The sequence below is a fragment of the Salinicola halophilus genome, from assembly GCF_003206155.1.
Lineage (GTDB): Bacteria > Pseudomonadota > Gammaproteobacteria > Pseudomonadales > Halomonadaceae > Salinicola > Salinicola halophilus.
Window position 1 is genome coordinate 154499 of record NZ_PZJV01000002.1, and the last position, 18819, is coordinate 173317.

Genomic DNA, 18819 nt, shown 5'->3' on the forward strand with positions numbered 1-18819 from the left:
GTCAGTGGGGTGAATAGGTTGAGTAAAAAGGTGACGACGAACGTTCGTCGGGAACGGTCGAATCCAGTAGCGGTTGTCGACTGTAACCACGGTTCGTGACGAATACTATGCAGGCTAATCGATACTCTCTATAACGCGTATCGATGCATTGAAGATCGACGAGCGCCCGTAGCGTAGCGAAAGCCTAGCCGAGTCGACGGCCAACCGGGCGGGCAAGGCAACATCCACGAGGATGGCGGTGGCGCTGTCATGCTCGTTCCAGACGAGGCATTCATGAATCGTAGCGACCTGCGTGGGATCGATTTCAAGCTGTTGGTGATGTTCGAGACGCTGATGCAGGAGCGCAGCGTCTCGCGTGCCGCCGAGCGGCTGTTTCTCGGCCAGCCGGCGACCAGCGCGGCGCTGGCCAGGCTTCGAGACATCTTCGACGATCCGCTGCTGGTACGTACCGGGCGTCAGATGGTGCCCACCGCACGCGCGCTGGAGATCTACGAGCAGTTGCAGCCGGCGCTGGATGCCATCTCCAACGTTCTCAGCCAGACCAGCAACTTCGACCCCGCCACCAGCGAGGCGATATTTCGCGTCGGTTTCACCGATGACGTGGAGTTCGCCCTGCTGCCGGCGCTGCTCAAACGGCTGCGTGGCGAGGCGCCGGGTATCGTGCTCGTGGTGCGTCGCGCGGACTTCCATCTGATGCCCCAGCTGCTCAATACCGGGGAGATCACCGTGGCGGTGGGATATGCCCGAGAGCTGCCCGCCAATGCCAAGCAGAAGACGCTGCGCTACGCCCGGCCCAAGGTGCTGCGAGCCGACGGTCGCCTCGGCGCGTTGACGCTGGACGAATACTGCGAGCGCCCGCATGCCCTGGTCTCCTTCGATGGCGATCTCCACGGCTACGTCGATGACCTGCTCACGACCCTCGGACGCAAGCGGCGGATCGTGCTGGCGGTGCCGCAGTTCAACAGTCTCGCGTCGCTGCTCAAGGACACCGACATGATCGCCACCGTGCCCGAGTATGCCGCCGACGTACTCGCCGCCCAGGGCGGGCTGCGGGTCGACGAGCTACCGCTGGAGCGAGCGCCGTCGCCGCTGAGCATGGTGTGGCAGAGCGTGCACGACACCGATCCGGCAGAGCGCTGGCTGCGGGCGCGAATCCAGATGGTGCTCGGCGACGACGAGGCGTGAATCGGCCCGCGGCTTGACTTCGAAACTGAAGATCAGAATCATTCGCGCCTGCGTCGAGGCGGACCGCGTCGATATCGGCGTCTACCGCGCCAGTCTCGATGGACTCCACCCGCCCACGGAATCGCCATGGAATTGCTGCGCGTCGTCTTTCGTCACTATCGCTGGCCGTTCGTCGGCGTCATGCTGCTCAGCCTGCTGAGTGCCGCGCTCGGTATCGGTGTGATCGCCTTCATCAACCACTACCTGATCGTGACCGGGGCCGAGGCGCTCGGGGCGAGTGCCGCGACGACGCTTGCGCCGTTCATCGGCCTCGTCGTCCTGCTGCTGGCGGTCACGCTGGGCTCACAGCTGGCGCTAACGGCCCTCGGGCATCACTTCGTCTATCGCCTGCGCGGGCGTCTGGTCAAGCGCATTCTCGATACCGACCTCGAGCGCCTCGAGCAGCTCGGCAGCGCGCACCTGCTGGCGAGTCTGTCCAGCGACATCCGCAACGTCACCATCGCCTTCGTCCGCCTGCCCGAGCTGGTTCAGGGCATCGTCATCACGCTGGCCTCGATCGGCTATCTCTTCTGGCTCTCGCCGCCGCTGCTGCTGGTCACCGCGGTGTGGATCGCGATCACCATGCTGGTGGGATGGTGGCTGGTATCGAAGGTCTATCACCACATTCACATCACGCGTACCACCGACGACCGGCTCTACCGCGACTACGAGACGCTGATTCACGGACGCAAGGAGCTCGCGCTCAACCGCGACCGCGCCCGCCATCTGATCGACGAGGTCTACGACGTCGATGCGCGCACCTACCGCGATCACATCATCCGGGCCGACACCTATCACCTGAGCGCCGGCAACTGGACCAACATCATGATGCTCGGCGCCATCGGCGTGGTGTTCTTTCTCGCCAACGCGGTGGGCTGGGCCAATACGGCGGTGGCGGCGACGTTCTCGCTGACGCTACTGTTCCTGCGCTCACCGCTGATCCAGGCGGTGGGTGCGACCCCCACGCTGATCACCGCGCAGGTCTCGTTCGACAAGCTGCGCGAGCTCGAGCTTGCGCCCTTCGAGGCCTCGTTCGATCTCGTCGAGCACCACGGCGAATGGCAGACCCTGGAGCTTCGCGACGTCGTCTATCGCTACCCGGCGAAGGACGGCCACGAGGGCTTCGGCGTGGGGCCGATCACGTTTCGCCTCGAGCGCGGCGAGCAGGTCTACCTGATCGGCGGCAACGGCAGCGGCAAGTCGACCCTGGCCAAGCTGCTCACCGGCCTCTACCGCCCGCACGACGGGGAGATTCTCATCGACGGCGAGCCAGTGACGCCAGCGGAGTGGCAGCGCTATCGCCAGCGCTTCTCCGCGGTGCATACCGATTTCCATCAGTTCGATCGGCTCATGGGGCCGGGTGGCGCCGAGGCGGATCCGGCCCTGCTGGAGGACTGGTTGCAGGTTCTCGACCTGGCCCGCAAGCTGCGCCTGGAGGCGGGACAGGTGATGGACACGGATCTCTCGCAGGGGCAGCGCAAGCGGCTTGCACTACTGATGGCGCTGGTCGAGGAGCGTCAGATTCTGCTGCTCGACGAGTGGGCGGCGGATCAGGACCCGCAGTTCCGGCGCGCCTTCTATCGCGAGCTGATGCCGCGCTTCCGCGAACTCGGTATCACGGTGTTCGCGATCAGCCACGACGATCACTACTTCGTCCATGCCGATCGACTGCTGGAGATGCGCGACGGTCAGCTTCGCGAGCTGACGGGAGAGGAGCGCAAACTTGCGAGTCTCGACGCGGTCGCGCGGATCGACGACGCCTAGCGGCGACGCCGGCGCGGGTGTGACGTCAAGCGTCGGCGTCACGCCGTAGACGGCCCGGTGGCAGCGCCTTCCCCTTGCGTTCACCGACGCTCGCTTCCTGCGCGAGGCGTTGACCGCCGTGGCGTGCCTTGGCCTCGAGCGCGGGGATCAGATCCCCTTCGCTGAGATGCCGCCAGAAGCGCTGTGGCATGTGCTGCGTCATCACCTTGTGATTGAGCCGGGCGGGATTGAACGTGCTGACGAAGTAGGTGCGCCAGAGCGTGCGATCGTCGTCGGCCGTCGCGGCCGCCTGTGCGCGGGCGTGCCATTCGACAGGGCAGCTGGCGTGATAGGTGAAGCGCTCGCCGTCCCACTCGACGCCTCCCTGCGGCGTGGCGATGCGAAAGCGCGCGTTGCCCAGGCGATCGGCGAAGTGTTCGGCGCCCAGATCGAGAACGTCGTGGGCCGGCTCGAACCAGGCGATGAAGCTTTCGTCTCCCGTCTCGACATCGTTGTGAAAGCGGAGAAAGGCATGCATGTGGTGCGCCTCACGCTTGACCGCGTGGACGCGTCGCTGCACTTCTGCGCCGGTCGCGTCGGCGGCGTTGAGCGCCGTTTCGTCGCCACGGGAAAGTCGCCACAGCGTCTGGTAGAGCAGCGGCCAGCGGCCAAGCTCGTGACCCTGCGGACGATAGCGTGCGGCGCGCTGGAGCGTTTGCAGGTGGGCGCGAGCGATTCTGGGGGCCGGCGCATTGCGTATTACCGGCTGTGGCGCATCGGCGCTTTCGGCGAACAGGTCGTCGCAGACGTCGCTGCCGTCCCGCCAGGTGACTCTCGCCGGATGAACGCCGGCTTTCAGCAGCTCACGCGCCCGGGCACGCCAGGCGTCGAAATCGACGGCGCTTGCGACCATGGCCGCCGTGCCGGCGTGGCTGTTTATCCCAGACATGTCGATTCCAGGCATTTCGATTCTCCTCGCTAACGGGGCGCGAACGAAGGGGGGCGCGAACGCTCGTCGAAAGACGTTCAGATCAGTGCCAGCTGCGCCGGCTCCGGCGCTGTCATCGTCTCTCGCAGCCGCTGGCTGTCTCGCGCTGCATCGGCGGGGCGATAGTCCTGGGTGATCACGAACGGCTTCAATGTCTCCAGTCGACAGCGCAGTGCCACCAGATCCTGGAAGCGAATCTTGCGATGACGTCGGAGTTCGACCAGGCGCTGGACGCTTCTCAAACCGATGCCTGGGACGCGGCCGATCATGCCCGGTTCGGCCCGGTTGAGATCGACGGGAAACGCCTCGCGGTGGTTCAGCGCCCAGGCGAGCTTGGGGTCGATATCCAGCGCCAGATTGCCGGGGCCACCGAGTATCTCTTCGGCCTGGAAACCGTAGGTACGAATCAGGAAATCGGCCTGATAGAGACGGTGCTCGCGCAGCATCGGCGGTGCGGCCTGCGGCAGACCCGCCGGGCGCTCGGGGATGGGGCTGAACGCGGAATAGTAGACGCGCTTCAAGCGAAAGCTGCGATAGAGCTGCTGGGCGGACTGCAGAATGGTGCGATCGTCGGTGGCATCCGCGCCGACGATCATCTGGGTGCTCTGCCCGCCCGGGGCGTAGCGCGGTGCCTGACGCTTGGGGTTGGCGCTTCGCGGCGGATGGCGCGCATCGGCGCGAGCATCGTCGTTGGCCGCATCGATCCCCTCGCGGATCTGGCCCATCGCCGAGTGGATCGTGCCCAACTCTTTCTCCGGCGCCAGCGTCTTCAGGCTGGTTAGCGTCGGCAGCTCGACGTTAGCGCTGAGCCGATCGGCATAGCGTCCCGCCTGCTCGAGCAGCTTGGGGTCGGCCTCGGGGATCGCCTTCAGGTGGATATAGCCGCGAAATTCGTGCACTTCGCGAAGCTGGCGTGCCACCTCGATCATCTGCTCCATGGTGTAGTCGCTGGAGCGAATGATGCCGGAGCTCAGAAAGAGTCCGCTGATGGTGTTGCGGCGGTAGAAGGAGAGCGTGAGCCGTACGATCTCCTCCGGTGTGAAGCGGGCACGCGGAATGTTGCTCGAGCGGCGATTGACGCAGTACTGACAGTCGAACAGGCAGAAGTTGGTCATCAGCACCTTGAGTAGCGAGACGCAGCGCCCATCCGGGGTAAAGCTGTGGCAGATACCCATACCATCCGAAGCGCCGACACCGGCCTTGCCGCGCGACGAGCGTTTGGGCGCGCCACTGCTGGCGCAGGAGGCGTCGTACTTCGCGGCATCGGCGAGGATGGAAAGCTTGTCGATCAACTCCATGATGAGCGCTCCGCTCGATAACTGTTCGTTTATCCAGTATACGGCGTGCCGCTTGTTTACGACAGGCCGCTATCCCTCTACGCCCCGCGCTCGGCGATGGATTCGACAGGCGTTCAAGATGGCGGGTGATCTGCGGGTCGAGGGGAGCTTTTACGCGAGTTAGCTGACGCCAATCCGGTCGATTTCTGTCACGCGGCAAGCGAATTTTCGCCCCTCTTCGGCAGGGCGAAAGGGGCGACGATTTGGGGCTTCAGCGCCCGACAGGCGCATTTTTGGCGAGGATCATTGCTCACGAATTCGGCCGTCGCGGTTGATTGATCGGCGGGGACGACTACAATCATTTACGCAGCTTTACGGTGCTAAGCCGTGGAAGACGAACAACAATTTGCAAAGAGGTGTCGAAAAAATGATCTCGATTTCTTCACGTCGTATCGCGCTTGCGGCGGCCCTGGCCGCCGCCGGCACGGCGGGTGCGGCCCAAGCGCAGGACGAGAGCAAGGGAACCATCGACCTCGCCTACGTCGAGTGGGCATCCGAAGTGGCCTCGACCAACGTGGTTCGCGCCGTGCTGGAGCAGCAGGGCTTCGAAGTCAACATGAACTCGCTCTCCGCGGCGGTGATGTGGCAGGCGGTCGGCACCGGTGATGCGGATGCGATCGTCGCGGCCTGGCTGCCGACGACTCATGGCGACTATCTCGAACGCGTGAAGGACGACGTCGAGAATCTCGGTCCGAACCTCGAGGGCACCAAACTCGGGCTGGTCGTGCCGAGCTACACCCACGACAAGGTATCCTCCATTGCCGATCTCAACGACAACGCCGATCTGTTCGACGGCCAAATCGTGGGGATCGACCCGGGTGCGGGTCTGATGGCCCAGGCCGAAGAGGCGATGGAGACCTACGAACTCGACGAGCTGTCGCTGCAGTCGAGCAGCGGCGCGGCGATGACCTCCTCGCTGGGTAACGCCATCCAGAACGAAGAAGACATCGTCGTCACCGGTTGGACCCCGCACTGGATGTTCGCGCGTTGGGATCTCGAGTACCTCGACGACCCGGAAAAAGCCTTCGGCGACGCCGAGCAGATCAACACCATCGTGCACAACGGTCTCGAAGACGAGATGCCGGAAGCCTACGCCATCCTGGACAACTTCCACTGGACCCCGGAGCAGATGGGCGAAGTGATGTTGATGAACCAGGAAGAGGGCGCCGACCCCTACGAGAACGCCAAGCAGTGGGTCGAAGAGAACCAGGATACGGTCGACGAGTGGCTCGAGGGCACCAGCGACAGCTGAGCCGTCGATCCTTGGAGACCCTCGCCGATCCGAGAAGAGCCGCCATCATCGATGGCGGCTTTTTCGTGGCCGGTCGGTGATTGCCGGGCCGCCGGATCGCCGGGCCGCCGGGCCGCCGGATCGCCGCCGTCAGCCGTCAGCGCTTTGCACCTCGCTTCAGGATTCGGCCAGCGCCGCCGCCCACTGACGCACCTGCGGGTAGGCGTACTGCTCGAAGCTCGCGAAACCGCCGAGCGAGCGCGCCTTGAGCGGCGTGAAGACCGGCATCGGCAGCCCGCACAGGAAGTGCGCCATGCGCTTGGCGCTGGGCGGGGAACCCAACTGCTCGCGATGGCGAGCGACGAATGGCGCAAGCGTTGCCGCGAGAGACGCCTCGGTTGGCGCCGGCAGCGGTGTGGGTGGCGGCAGCTGGGCGACACGGCCGTAGCAGACCGAGCAGTGCCCGCAGCCGTCATCCTTGCCCGCCAGGCGGTCGTCGCCGAAGTAGTTCGCCAGGCGTCGGCTCAGACAGGTCGGTGATTCGAAGAGCGCGAGCATCGCCTCCAGCCGCTCGATTTCGCGGCGCTCGAACGTCTCGCCTTCGGCGGCGAGGGTCTCGGTGAGCGTCTCGATGTCGAAATCGGGCGTGCGCACCTCGAACACATCGGTCATGCGCTTGCCCTCGAGCACCACCCAGCCCTTCTCCTGAAAATACTCCAGCGCTGTGATGACCCGGGCACGAGAAGCGTCGATGCCCGCCGCTTCGCCCGCGCGAAAGAGTCGCTCGAAGTCCACCGTGCCCCAGGTTCTCGCCACGGCAACGTTGTCGACGATCAGCCGGACGAAATCCGCGCGTTCGCCCTCGAAGCGCTGGATCAGCGTCTCGCTCGATTCGATGTAGCGCAGGCGATACTCGGCGAGATAGGCGAAGCGCGGGGCGATCACCCCCAGCATCTCGAGGCGGACCAGCAGCGTCTTCAGCGCCAGCAGGCGAACGTTGGACTCCTTGGAGAGCGTATTGAGCAGCACCGGCCACTGCCGGTCCGGCTGGCGTCCCGCCGCGGCGATCTCCTCGAGCACGTGGCGGATGGCCTCGCGCTCCGGGGTGTCGCCGTAGACGAAGTTCTCGAGCACGCGCAGGCCGTCGCGACCGGCGAGGGTGAGACAGCGGGAGCGCTTGCCGTCGCGGCCGGCGCGGCCGATCTCCTGGCTGTAGTTCTCGATCGACTTGGGCAGATCGAAGTGGATCACGCGGCGAATATCGCCCTTGTCGATACCCATGCCGAAGGCGATGGTCGCGACGATGCAGGGGATCTCACCGCTCATGAAACCCTGCTGGATCGCCTCGCGGGTCTCGGCATCGAGCCCGGCGTGGTAGGCGCGTGCGGCGAAACCCGCGTTCGCCAGCGCCCGGGCCACCGATTCCGCGCTCTGCTGCAGGGTGACGTAGACGATGGTGGGCGCGTTGGCGTCGAACACGGGGTCATCGGCCGCAGCGCCCCCGGTCGGCGTATCCGTCGGCGGCGCCGCGAGCCACTCGATCAGCGCCTGCACGCGGCGTTCGGCAGGCACCGGCTCGACCAGTAGCTCGAGATTGGGCCGGTAGAAGCCGGTGGTGATCACGTCCGGCTCGGCAATGGCGAACTTCTCGCGCATGTCAGCGATGACCGCGGGTGTCGCCGTCGCGGTGAGCAGCAGCGCCTGCGGAATGCCGAACTCGCGCTGATAGTCCGGCAGCTTCAGGTAGTCCGGGCGGAAGTTGTGGCCCCACTCGGAGATGCAGTGCGCCTCGTCGATCACCAGCAGCGAGATCTCGACGCGCTGCAGAAAGTGGCGGAAGCGCTCGTTCTTGAGGCGCTCCACCGAGACCATCAGGATCTTCAGCTCCCCCTGGCGCGCCCGCTCCATGATGTCGCGGGCGGTGTCGCGGTCCTGGGTCGAGTCGAGACTGGCGGCACTGATGCCGTGGCGCTGGAGAAAGACGAGCTGGTCGTGCATCAGCGCCAGCAGCGGCGAGACCACCAGCGTCAAATGCGGCAGGTGCAGCGCCGGCAGCTGATAGCAGAGCGACTTGCCCGCGCCGGTCGCGAAGATCGCCGCCGTCGAGCGCCCGGCGATGACGCGCTCGACCACGGTACCCTGGCCGCCGCGAAAGTCGTCGAAGCCGAAGACGCGTTGGAGCGTGTCGCGAGCGGAAGTCGTCATGGGTATGTCCGTTGGCTGGCGTGCGGAAGGGAGAGGGATGTCATCCGAAGATATCGGACGAGAGGGTACCACCCTCGATGGACTGGACGCGCGCAGGCGTGACGGGTCAGCGGTCGAGTCCACGGTTTGTTATAACGGGCCGAGTATTCCAAGGGTTCAACGCCGGTGTGGAGAGAGCAGGATGCAAAAGCCGAGTTCCGTGAAAAGTTTGGAGCAGCTGGGCCGCGTGAGACTGTCGCGCCATTTTTTCATGCGCGATTTCCTGCATTCTGAAATCAGTCAGATGAAAGCGGTGCCGAACGTTCCGGATTACCCGGACCGCGCGATCGAGGCGGGGCGTTCACTGTGTGAGGAGCTGCTGGAGCCGCTTCAGGAGAGATTCGGGCGCATCGCGATTCGCTCGGCGTATCGTAGCCCGACCATCAATGCGATAGGTGCAGAGAACGGAAACCAGTTCAGCTGTGCGTCCAACGACGCCAACAATGGCCACCATATCTGGGACTATCCCGATGCTCAGGGCCATGCCGGCGCCACGGCGTGCATCGTCGTACCTGCGCTACTGGAGCGCTACGAAGCGTGCGGCGACTGGACGCCGTTGGCGTGGTGGATTCACGACAATCTGCCGTACACGTCGCAGGTCTGGTTTCCCACGCTGGCGGCATTCAATCTGCGCTGGAGCGCCAACCCCGACCGCCGCCCCACGATCCGTACCTACGTCACGAATCCGCATACCGGTAACAAGCGCGCGCTGGTCGATAAAGGGGTCGAATCGATGAGCCGGGATCAGCGCGACCCGATCGTCGAGGCCTGGCTCGACTCGCTCTGACGGACGGCTGCAACGGCGTAGGCTTACTGCAGAACGGCGATGGGGCAGGCGGTACCGGGGTGGTTCATGACCTGCATCGGGATGCCGTAGATCGCTTCGAGATTGACGCCGTTCATCATCTTCGAGGGGTCGCCCTCGGCGAGCAGCGAGCCGCTGTGCAGGGCGACCAGGTGATCGCAGTAGCGCGCCGCCATGTTGACGTCGTGCAGGACGATGATCACCCCGAGGCCCAGCTCGCGGCAGAGCTTGCGCACCAGTGCGAGCACTTCGACCTGGTGGGCGATATCGAGCGCGGCCAGCGGCTCATCGAGCAGCAGATAGCGGCTGCCCTGAGCCAGCAGCATGGCGAGCCAGACCCGCTGGCGTTCGCCGCCGGAGAGCGTGTCGACCAGGCGGTCGGCAAACGCTTCGGTCTGGGTGAGCGCGATGGCGCGATCGATCTGGCGCTGGTCGTGGCGCGACAGCCGACCCAGCAGGCCGTGCCAGGGGTAGCGGCCGAAGCCGATCAGCTCACGGCAGGTGAGGTTGTCCGCGCTGGGAAGCTGTTGCGGCAGGTAGGCCACGTGGCGAGCGAACTCGCGGGGTTTCCACTGATCGAGCGGGCGACCGTCGAGGGTGATGCGACCGTTGCTCACCGGCTGCTGCTGGGCGAGCAGTTTCAACAGCGTGGACTTGCCCGAGCCGTTGTGACCGATCAGACCGTAGATCTGCCCCTCACCGAAGGTGAAGTCGATGGGGGAGAGCAGGGTCTTTCCCGATATCTCGAAGCTGGCCGACTGGACTTCGAACATGGGCGGGACACCTCACGACAGGGATGGGCGAATTGACAGGATGTCATCCTAATGCAGATACGAACGGTTATCAAAGGCAAGCGTCGCTGTTTCTCGCTCGCGCCTCGATTCTCGACAAGGGCGCGGGAGTCCAATCGCCGTCTTTGTGGCTCGCCAACCCCGTGGCGGCGTAGAGTCGGCCAGTTGCCCGGTAAAGTAGCGCCGACGCCAAGGCGCCAAGGAGAGAGGCCATGAAAATTGCACTCGCGACGCTCGTCGTCGCGCTGGGGCTGGCGGCGGTCCTGAGCGTCACGGATAGCGCCGAGTCGTTCGACGAGCGTCTGATACGCCTGGAAGCGAAGCAGGCGCTGCCCGAGCTCGCCCCGGCGCTCGCCTCGGAGTCGGCGCCGGTCAATGCGCTCTTTCTCGACTACGCCGACACCCCGGCGCTATGGATGAGCGCACAGCTGGCGATTCTTAATCACGGCGAGGTCGCGAGGGAGGTACTCCTCGCTCACGGGCTCGAACCCGCCTTTCAGCAGGTGCTGAGTCGCCTCGGGGCGGATGCCGTGCTGCCGGTGGGCTACTACCGCGAGCACGACATTGCCACCGTGCGCGCCCAGCACTGGCTCGGCGAGCGCTACCGGTCTGCCAGCCAGGCGCTCGACGGCTGGTTCGGCGACGGCGGGTTCGGCGAAGATCAGGCGGCCACCGACGGCGACGGTCAGGCCTCGAACGCCGCGTCGCAAGCCACGTCTGCCGAGCCCACCGCACTGACGCCGCAGCGCCGGGGGCAGATCGCCGTCGCGACCCTTAAGCGCGACGGCCACGACTTCCTGCGCGAGTTCGTCGTCGGTCCCGAGGGGGAGGTCACGCGCTTGCAGAGCGAGCGTCTGGTCAGCGACGTCGGGGATTTCTTCACCGGCGGCGTGCGCAACCTGGAGAGCCAGTGGCGCCGGGGCGAAACCATCGATGCCGCCGATATCGGCTGGGCGGGTGTCGACCTGCTGGTGATGGGCAGCGCGGTCAAGGTGCTCCGCGCCGGACGGGCGGCACGCGTCGGCGCCGCGGCGGAAGGGCAGGGCGCGCGCCTCGCTGCCGTCGATGCCATCGCCGGCAGCGGGCGTTTCGCAACGCTGTCGAGAACCGCCCGGGTCGCGGCAGTCATGGGCACCGCCTACGTGGTGATCGAGCACCCCAGCCTGGTCGGCGCGCTCGGCGCCAATCTCGCCGGCTGGTTGGGTTGGCCGGCCTGGCTGGGGCAGTTCCTGCTCTGGACGATCGTGCTGCTGCCGCTACTGATCGTCGCTCGCTTTCTCTATGTTTGGGTGGTCGCACCGATGCTCTGGCTGCTGGTGCCGCTACTGCGGGCGACCTCGAGGGTGCCGCGCTGGATGGTGAGGCGACAGCCGCTCGCCGGCCATGGCAAGGTCGAGGGTCCATCCCCTGCCGAAGGAGAGAGAGGACGATCATGGCCCAAGACGACTACCGAGTGATCCACGAGCCGCCCAGCGTCGCTACTTACATGGCGCTTCGCGAGGCGGCAGGCATGCGAAGCCGCAGCAACGAGGGCGCGGCCCTGGGCCTGCCCAACAGCCTCTTCGCGATCCAGGTCCTGCACGAGGACGAGAGCGTCGGCATGGGCCGAGTGATCGGTGACGGCGGCCTCTTCTATCAGGTGGTGGACATCGCGGTGATGCCGGCTCATCAAGGGCGCGGGCTCGGCAAGCGCATCATGGGCGAGATCCGCGACTATCTGCTGCGCGAGGCGCCGGAAAACGCCTTCGTCAGCCTGCTCGCCGACGGCGAAGCGCATCGGCTCTATCGTCAGTTCGGCTTTACGCCCACCGCACCGCATTCCATTGGCATGGGCTGGTATCTCACCGCCGCCAATCGCCAGCGTTAATCGCCGCCCTCCATCGTCTTCAGCGCCGTCCGGCAGTGCGTGACCGCCTCGGCGATATAGCGCCCCGCCATGCGTTCGGAGACGCCGAGGCGCGCGCCGATCTCGCGTTGGGTCAGCCCTTCCAGGCGATGCCAGATCAGCGCCTGACGCGGCCGGGGCGGCAGCTGGGCGAGCGTCTCGCCGAGCTGCTGCACGCACTGTCGATCGCAGACCGTGGTCTCCGGGCAGGCGCGAGGGCAGCTCAGCGTCGTCTCCACCGATTCGATGGCGATCAGCGCGGGTGACGGGCGCCGGTGCCGATCGATCAGCAGATTGCGTGCGACGCGAAAGAGGTAGGCCCGCGGGTCGTCCGGCAGCGTGTCGTCGGGCGTCTGGAACAGGCGCAGATAGACCTCGTGACAGAGGTCCGCGGCGAGCTCGCGACAGCCCACGCGGTGGCGAAGAAAGCCCAACAGCTCCGGGCGGTATTGGCGATAGAGCGTTTCGAAGAAGACGTTTTGCATGATCGTGACCGGTAATGAAAGCGGGGCACGATCATGACAAAAACGATAATAATTATCATTCGCATAAATGTCGGATGATCGTGTCGCGATGTGTCTTCGCGTTACGCCTCCCGCTCAGGGGGAGTGGTGTCTCCTGTCCCATCGACATCGACATCGACATCGACATCGAAAGCCGGCGCGGCGCGATAGTCGGCAATGGGGTTGGTGAGCTCACCGGCGAACTGCAGATTCTTGGCCGGATCGGCGAGATCGATCATCTGGCGGTTGTCACGCAGCTGCAGCCGATTGAGGCAGGAGAGCCGAAACGTCGGCGTGAACAGGTCGAAGCGGGCGAACTTGTCGGCGAGCTGCGGGTGGCGCGCCTGGTAGGCGTGGACGCAGGCCGCGACCTGCGCCCAGAAATCGCGGGCGTGCATCAGCCCGGATTCGTCGAGGATCGGCGCCAGAAAGCGGAAGAAGCAGTCGAACAGATCGGTCAGGATCGACAGCAGTCTGAGCGACTCCGGCACCTCGACGGCGATTCGCCGAGCGGCTTCGGGGAGCGTCTGGCCGTCGTCGAAGATCGCCGTCTCCTCACCGATGTCCTTGAGGATCGCCCCCACCGGCACGTGGTTGTCGAGCTCCAGGATCAGGTTCTCGCCGTGGGGCATGAAGACCATGTCGTGGGCGTAGAAGGCGTGCAGCAGCGGCGTCATGTAGACGCCGAGATAGCGCTCGATCCAGGCGTGCGCGTCGATGCCGGACGCACGGATCAGCGCCGGGAGCAGCGCGCGACCCTCGTCGTCGCGGTGGAGCAGCGCCGCCATCGTCATCAGCCGCCGGCCGTCGCCGAGGGCCGCGTAGGGGCTCTCCCGCCAGAGGCAGGCGAGCATCTTCTGGTACGGGCTCTGGCGATCGGTAGCGGCCGCGAAGTGCGCGTGGTGATAGCCGAGCGTGGCGACTTCGCGCAGCACGCGAAACCCGCTCGCCGTGAACTCGGCGTCATGGGCGACGACACCTGCCACCCAGGCGTTGATCGCCGGCGTGCCGCGCATGTAATAGCTCGAGAGCCCGCGCATGAAGCCCATGTTGAGGATCGACAGCGCGAACTTGACGTAGCGCCGTTCGGGGCGCGAGACGTTGAACCAGGTGCGGATCGACTGCTGCGCGCGGTAGTCGTCGTCCCCTTCGCCGAGCCTCACCAGGCGGCGCTCGGCGACTTCTCCGGCGAAGGTGACCGCAAGCTTGTGCCGCCACTGCCACGGATGCACCGGCAGGAAGACGTAGTCGTCGGGGTCGAGGCCGAGGTCGCGCAGCGTGGTCTCGAAGCGCTCACGCGTTGCGGCGTCCAGCTCATCGCGCATCAGGGTATCGATATCGAGGCCGTCGATGGCGCTGTACTCGGTGCAGGCGCGGGCGGCGGCGAGCCAGATCGGGCGTACCGCGGCGCCGGCCTCCGGGGCGTAGCGGTGGTAGTCCTCGACGTCGAAGCCGATGCGCCCGCTGTTGGCGACGAAGCAGGGGTGGCCCTCGCTCATCGCCATCTCCAGCGTCTGGAAGTCCGCCCGCGCCAGCGCGTCGGCGGCGGGCAGGTCGCGGCCGAGCTTGTAGGCGATGCCGGCAAGGGTGCTGGCGATCTCCTCCAGGTAGGTCGGCAGATTGTCCGGGGCGATCCCCAGGCGCTCACGGCACTCGAGGAGAAAGGCGGCGACGTCGAGTGAGCGTGGCTCGCCATCCTGTGTCTTGATCAGCGTGGCGCGGTCGATGACCCAGTGATCCAGCGCCATCCGGCGGGCACGAAAACGATACTCGATGCGCGCATCGTCGCCGCTCAGCCGGTAATCCCCCCAGCCGTCGGCATCGGCGGGGCCCAGCGCCTCCGGGTGCAGCAGCCGCTCGTGGCTGAATTCGGCGATCGCCTTGGCCAGCAGCTCGCGGTTGGCGCGGGCGAAGCGCTGGGGTTCCAGATGCGCGGTCGAGGCGTCGAGCGACGCTCCCGCCTCGCGGGGTTGCGCTGGCGGCTCGCGGTAGCGAAACGCCAGGTGTGCGGTCTTGTCGGCGAGCTGGATCTGCCGGTCGTAGACGAAACCGGCGCGGCGGTTGAGCGGGTGGATCCTGGCGTTGGTGACGTCCGGCTCGACCACGATGCGCCGCGTCGCCGGGTCGTCGAAGAGAAAGGCGACGACGGTGTCGATCACCGCCTGGCTGAAGCCGTGGATCGGCGTGCATCCGTCTTCCAGCGGCGCGACGAGAAAGTGCATGCCCCGGTCGCCGGGGGCGACGGCGTAGTGCTCGCCGACCGGGTCGCTCGCCGGGTCGTAGAGTTCCACCAGAAACGCCGGGCAGCCGTCGTGAAGGCCGAGATAGGCCTGGGCGCGGCGGCTCGCCTGCATCTCGCGATAGAACGCCGCGACTCGATCCACGGTGTGGCCGGTCATGCCCCAGAAACGGGCGGTCTCGCGGCTGACCCAGTCGTGGACCCATTCGAGGTCGTGCAAGGGGTCCAGCGGGCGCAGCGCCAGGGTGCCGATGCCTGGCCAGTCGCGCTGGAAGGTGCGCGCTCGGGTGTAGACATCGTCGGTCCGACGCCGGCCGGTGTCGGCGTCGTGGCCGTCGCTTCGACGGTGAGCGGTATCGCGGTTCGGCAAGGGGGTCTGTGGCAGATTCATGATCGTGTCTCCTGGCGGGCGGTCGATTCAGGCGGAAACGCGCTGGGATTCGAGACGGGGCGTGAAGCGCTCGCTCTGCGGCGCGCCGAAGTCCTGGAAGGTGAAACCGCGCTCGATGGGGTAGACCTCCCGGCCGGCGAGTTCGCGGATGATGCAGGCGTTGCGGTAGCACGCCATGCCGAGATCCGGCGCGACCAGGCCGTGGGTGTGGAGCTCGGCGTTCTGCACGAAGATCTCGGCGTTGGCATCGACGCTGTAGTGACGGCCGACGGCGTAGCGCCCGGCGTCGTCGCGCTCGATGCGTTGCTCGATCGGGGCGAGGAACGCCGGGTCGCGCGGGGCGTAGCCGGTGGCGAGAATCAGCCCTTCGGTGACGTGGTCGAAGCGGGTCGCCTGCTCGGTATGCACGAAACCGAGCGCGAAGCGACGGTGCGCCGGGTCGAAGCGGCAGCTCTCCAGCGCGGCACAGGTCACCAGTTGGGTGTTCACCGGCCCCTCGAGAGAGCGGGCGTAGAGCCGGTCGTAGATGGCGTTGATCAGATCGAGATCGATGCCCTTGTAAAGCCCTTTCTGCTCACTTGTCAGACGGTCGCGGGTCGTCTCCGGCAGCGCATGGAAGTAGTCGATGTAGTCCGGCGAGGTCATCTCCAGCGTCAGCTTGCCGTACTCCAGCGGGAAGAAGCGCGGCGAGCGCGTCACCCAGTCGATTGAGTAGCCGTGCTGCCGCTGTTCCTCGAGCAGATCGAGATAGATCTCGGCGGCGCTCTGGCCGCTGCCGACCAGGGTGATCGAGTGCTTCGCCTGCAGCGCGGCCTTGTGATCGAGATAGTCCGCGGAGTGAACGAGGCGCTCGCGCGCGTTCTCGCAGCAGGCCGGAATCATCGGCTCGGTGCCGGTCCCCAGCACCAGCTTGCGACAGCGATAGCGGTGCGGCTCGCCGCTGCGGGTGTGGCGGGCGGTCACCGTATAGCAGCCCGCCTCGTCGTCGTAGTCGATCCGCTCCACCGACCGTTCGAAGCGCAGGGTGTCGAGCTGGCCGGTGACCCACTGGCAGTAGCGGTTGTATTCCCGGCGCAGCACGAAAAAGTGTTCGCGAATGTAGAAGTGGTAGAGCCGGCCCTCGGCCTTGAGGTAGTTGAGAAAGCTGAAGCGGCTGGTGGGATCGGCGAGCGTGACCAGATCGGCGAGAAAGGGCGTCTGCAGGCTGGCGTCCTCCAGCAGCAGCCCCGGATGCCAGTCGAAGGCCGACTCGCGCTCGAGAAAGAGCCCGTCGAGCGACTCGACGGGGTCGGTCAGACAGGCGAGCCCCAGATTGAACGGGCCGAGGCCGATGGCGATGAAGTCGTGAATCTTGTCGGACATGTGGGTCTCCTCGCAGCGTCCGCGCCGGGGCGGGGACGTCGTGATGGGATTCGTCAGGACGACAGGCGTCGTGAGCGCGAGGCGCGTCATCCGCGCACGGGATGCCGAGACGCGGGCGCTAGGCCGGCGAACCGCTGGGCGACGCCTCGGTTGCGCGCGGTGCATTCGCGTGCGGGTCGACCACGTCTCGCTCAGTCGCGCCCTGCTCAGTCGCGCCCTGCTCGTTTGCACTCCGCTCGGCGATGAGCGCCTCACCGCGTTCGGCGATGCGCTCGATCAGCGCGGCGAGATCCTGGGCGCGGGTGAGCGGGTTGAGCAGGGTGAACTTGAGATACAGCCGGCCGTCGACGCGGGTGGCGGCGATCACCGCCTCGCCCCGCTGCGACAGCGCCTGGCGAATGTCCTGATTCAGCGCTTCGATCTCGGCCTCGCTGGTCGCTTTGCCCTCGGTGCCGGCGGGGGCATAGCGAAAGAGCAGCGTCGACAGTGGCGGGGCCATCAGCACCTCGAAGTCGTCGCGCTGACAGAGCGCGCGGTGCGTCTCGCGGGTGAGCGCGATCACCGTCTCCAGATAGCCGCCGAGCGCTTCGGCTCCCTGCAGCCGCAGCGTCATCCAGAGCTTCAGCGCATCGAAGCGCCGCGTGGTCTGCAGGCTCTTGTTGACCAGATCCGGCGTGCCGTCTTCGGCCTGCTCACGGGGGTTGAGATAGTCGGCGTGGTGGGTGACGTAGCCGAGATGCGCCCGCTCGCGCACCAGACAGGCGCTGCAGCTCACCGGCTGGAAGAAGGTCTTGTGAAAATCGATCCCCACGGAGTCCGCCTGCTCGATGCCGGCGAGCCAGTGGCGGTAGCGGGACGACAGCAGCAGGCCACCGCCGTAGGCGGCATCGACGTGCAGCCAGAGCTTCCGCGCCCGACAGATCGGGGCCAGTTCCAAGAGCGGATCGATGCTGCCGAAGTCCGTGGTGCCGGCGGTCGCCACCAGCGCGAAGGGCTTGAGTCCGTTGCGCTCGCATTCGGCGAGAATCGTCGTCAGCGCTTCGACGTCCATCCGGCGCTCGGCATCCGTCGGTACCGGAATCACCGCGTCGTAGCCCAGCCCCATCAGCGCAGCGGCCTTCTGCACGCTGAAGTGGCTCACCTCGGAGGTGAGAATGCGCAGCTGGCGAAAGGCGTCCGGCAGGCCGCCGTGGCGGTTGCCCGTATGGCCGGGCAGGGCGGCGCAGGCGTGGTCGCGGGCGATCATCAGCGCCATCAGGTTCGACTGCGTGCCGCCGCTGGTGAAGACGCCGTCGGCGGTTTCGCCGAGACCGGCCTGGGCGGCGATCCAGTCGATCAGCTTCTGTTCGATCAGCGTCGCGCCGGCGCTCTGGTCCCAGGTCTCGACGGCAGTATTGAGCGGGGTGGCGATCGCCTCGGCGAGAATCGCGGGCAGGGTGATCGGACAGTTGAGATGAGCGACGTAGTGCGGGTCGTGAAAGTGGACGGCGTGGTCCAGATAGAGTCGCTGCAGCTCCTCCAGGCTCTCGTCGAGCGTCGCCAACGGGTGGTCGAGATCGATGGCATCGAAGGCCGGCTGCAGCGACGCGGGCGTGACCCCGCTGGTCGGGCGGCGGTGGCGGTCGAGACTGCGTCGCACCTGATCGATGCAGCGCTGCATGCCCTGGTGATAGGCCGAAAGCGACTGCTCGCTGAACAGCGCTCGTGTCGCGTCCTGCGGCGGTCGGTCGAACGCTCGCAGCGGTATGGCGGTGCGGGAATGGCTGTCGTATCGCATGACGACGTCTCCTGACTGGCGGCCCGGTAGCCACGGAGGCAGCGGTGTCTCATATCGAGAATGAAAACCGTTTGCATCGGTGGGCGGATAGGAGACGAAATGACACGGGATTTCTGAACCGGCACGATCCGTTTTTTTGGGCAGTACGGCGTTGTGAAGCGCCGCTTTGTGAAGTGCGACTTGGTGGAGTGCGACTTGGTGGAGTGCGGCTTGGTGGAGTGCGGCTTTGTGCAGTGCGGCTTTGTGAGAGACGGCGAGCCGGGACGAAAAGCGCCCCGACACCGAGGGGGCGGGGCGCT

Annotated in this window: 14 protein-coding genes; 6 read left to right on the forward strand and 8 right to left on the reverse strand. The window is 66.1% G+C overall.

Annotation, left to right across the window (positions count from 1 at the left end; genetic code table 11):
* The first annotated feature begins 273 nt into the window (after positions 1-273).
* Positions 274-1185 carry a LysR family transcriptional regulator gene (locus tag DOM33_RS08450; RefSeq protein ID WP_110667874.1) on the forward strand — a complete coding sequence of 304 codons (912 nt, stop codon included), beginning with the start codon at positions 274-276 and terminating at the stop codon, positions 1183-1185.
* Positions 1186-1311: 126 nt separating this feature from the next.
* Positions 1312-2988 (forward strand): multidrug ABC transporter permease/ATP-binding protein, encoded by a 1677-nt coding sequence (locus DOM33_RS08455; protein WP_110667876.1) that lies wholly within the window; start codon positions 1312-1314, stop codon positions 2986-2988.
* 25 nt (positions 2989-3013) lie between these two features.
* On the opposite strand, the gene DOM33_RS08460 is transcribed toward DOM33_RS08455, so the two are convergent.
* Together DOM33_RS08460 and DOM33_RS08465 are read right to left on the reverse strand one after the other, a co-directional pair.
* Positions 3014-3916, reverse strand: coding sequence for a TIGR03915 family putative DNA repair protein (locus tag DOM33_RS08460; RefSeq protein WP_204352650.1), 903 nt, complete (start codon positions 3914-3916; stop codon positions 3014-3016).
* Positions 3917-3993: 77 nt separating this feature from the next.
* On the reverse strand, positions 3994-5253 hold the full coding sequence (locus DOM33_RS08465; protein WP_110667878.1) for a putative DNA modification/repair radical SAM protein: 1260 nt from the start codon (positions 5251-5253) through the stop codon (positions 3994-3996).
* A 406-nt stretch (positions 5254-5659) separates the two neighbouring features.
* On the opposite strand from DOM33_RS08465, the gene DOM33_RS08470 reads away from it, so the two are divergent.
* Entirely contained in the window at positions 5660-6544 is an 885-nt protein-coding gene (locus tag DOM33_RS08470; RefSeq protein ID WP_110667880.1) for a glycine betaine ABC transporter substrate-binding protein, read from the forward strand.
* A 156-nt stretch (positions 6545-6700) separates the two neighbouring features.
* Here DOM33_RS08470 and DOM33_RS08475 read toward each other — a convergent pair whose 3' ends face one another.
* Positions 6701-8728: a RecQ family ATP-dependent DNA helicase gene (locus DOM33_RS08475; protein WP_110667881.1), complete on the reverse strand. Its 2028-nt coding sequence runs from the start codon at positions 8726-8728 to the stop codon at positions 6701-6703.
* A 199-nt stretch (positions 8729-8927) separates the two neighbouring features.
* Here DOM33_RS08475 and DOM33_RS08480 point away from each other — a divergent pair, with 199 nt between their 5' ends.
* A complete protein-coding gene (locus tag DOM33_RS08480; protein WP_204352651.1) occupies positions 8928-9554 on the forward strand; it encodes a hypothetical protein in 627 nt (208 codons plus the stop codon).
* 23 nt (positions 9555-9577) lie between these two features.
* Here DOM33_RS08480 and DOM33_RS08485 read toward each other — a convergent pair whose 3' ends face one another.
* A complete protein-coding gene (locus DOM33_RS08485; RefSeq protein ID WP_110667885.1) occupies positions 9578-10345 on the reverse strand; it encodes an ATP-binding cassette domain-containing protein in 768 nt (255 codons plus the stop codon).
* 230 nt (positions 10346-10575) lie between these two features.
* Here DOM33_RS08485 and DOM33_RS08490 point away from each other — a divergent pair, with 230 nt between their 5' ends.
* Both DOM33_RS08490 and DOM33_RS08495 read left to right on the forward strand, forming a co-directional pair.
* Positions 10576-11820 carry a hypothetical protein gene (locus DOM33_RS08490; RefSeq protein ID WP_204352652.1) on the forward strand — a complete coding sequence of 415 codons (1245 nt, stop codon included), beginning with the start codon at positions 10576-10578 and terminating at the stop codon, positions 11818-11820.
* Entirely contained in the window at positions 11796-12230 is a 435-nt protein-coding gene (locus tag DOM33_RS08495) for a GNAT family N-acetyltransferase (protein ID WP_110667886.1), read from the forward strand. The genes DOM33_RS08490 and DOM33_RS08495 overlap by 25 nt, the downstream gene beginning before the upstream one ends.
* Here DOM33_RS08495 and DOM33_RS08500 read toward each other — a convergent pair.
* The 4 genes from DOM33_RS08500 to DOM33_RS08515 form a co-directional block, all read right to left on the reverse strand.
* Positions 12227-12733: an RNA polymerase sigma factor gene (locus DOM33_RS08500; protein WP_110667888.1), complete on the reverse strand. Its 507-nt coding sequence runs from the start codon at positions 12731-12733 to the stop codon at positions 12227-12229. The two genes, DOM33_RS08495 and DOM33_RS08500, sit on opposite strands and share 4 nt — an antisense overlap.
* 101 nt (positions 12734-12834) lie before the next feature.
* Positions 12835-15381 carry a GNAT family N-acetyltransferase gene (locus tag DOM33_RS08505; protein WP_110667890.1) on the reverse strand — a complete coding sequence of 849 codons (2547 nt, stop codon included), beginning with the start codon at positions 15379-15381 and terminating at the stop codon, positions 12835-12837.
* 27 nt (positions 15382-15408) lie between these two features.
* Positions 15409-16743, reverse strand: coding sequence for a lysine N(6)-hydroxylase/L-ornithine N(5)-oxygenase family protein (locus DOM33_RS08510; RefSeq protein ID WP_110667891.1), 1335 nt, complete (start codon positions 16741-16743; stop codon positions 15409-15411).
* Between the two features lie 118 nt (positions 16744-16861).
* Positions 16862-18520 carry a pyridoxal phosphate-dependent decarboxylase family protein gene (locus tag DOM33_RS08515; RefSeq protein ID WP_110667893.1) on the reverse strand — a complete coding sequence of 553 codons (1659 nt, stop codon included), beginning with the start codon at positions 18518-18520 and terminating at the stop codon, positions 16862-16864.
* Between the last annotated feature and the right edge of the window lie 299 nt (positions 18521-18819).

Bases quoted from the DNA above. Each gene is read 5' to 3' on its own strand.
- DOM33_RS08450 (WP_110667874.1), top strand. From the start codon at position 274: ATGAATCGTAGCGACCTGCGTGGGATCGATTTCAAGCTGTTGGTGATG.
- DOM33_RS08455 (WP_110667876.1), top strand. From the start codon at position 1,312: ATGGAATTGCTGCGCGTCGTCTTTCGTCACTATCGCTGGCCGTTCGTC.
- DOM33_RS08460 (WP_204352650.1), bottom strand. From the start codon at position 3,916: ATGTCTGGGATAAACAGCCACGCCGGCACGGCGGCCATGGTCGCAAGC.
- DOM33_RS08465 (WP_110667878.1), bottom strand. From the start codon at position 5,253: ATGGAGTTGATCGACAAGCTTTCCATCCTCGCCGATGCCGCGAAGTAC.
- DOM33_RS08470 (WP_110667880.1), top strand. From the start codon at position 5,660: ATGATCTCGATTTCTTCACGTCGTATCGCGCTTGCGGCGGCCCTGGCC.
- DOM33_RS08475 (WP_110667881.1), bottom strand. From the start codon at position 8,728: ATGACGACTTCCGCTCGCGACACGCTCCAACGCGTCTTCGGCTTCGAC.
- DOM33_RS08485 (WP_110667885.1), bottom strand. From the start codon at position 10,345: ATGTTCGAAGTCCAGTCGGCCAGCTTCGAGATATCGGGAAAGACCCTG.
- DOM33_RS08490 (WP_204352652.1), top strand. From the start codon at position 10,576: ATGAAAATTGCACTCGCGACGCTCGTCGTCGCGCTGGGGCTGGCGGCG.
- DOM33_RS08495 (WP_110667886.1), top strand. From the start codon at position 11,796: ATGGCCCAAGACGACTACCGAGTGATCCACGAGCCGCCCAGCGTCGCT.
- DOM33_RS08500 (WP_110667888.1), bottom strand. From the start codon at position 12,733: ATGCAAAACGTCTTCTTCGAAACGCTCTATCGCCAATACCGCCCGGAG.
- DOM33_RS08505 (WP_110667890.1), bottom strand. From the start codon at position 15,381: ATGAATCTGCCACAGACCCCCTTGCCGAACCGCGATACCGCTCACCGT.
- DOM33_RS08510 (WP_110667891.1), bottom strand. From the start codon at position 16,743: ATGTCCGACAAGATTCACGACTTCATCGCCATCGGCCTCGGCCCGTTC.
- DOM33_RS08515 (WP_110667893.1), bottom strand. From the start codon at position 18,520: ATGCGATACGACAGCCATTCCCGCACCGCCATACCGCTGCGAGCGTTC.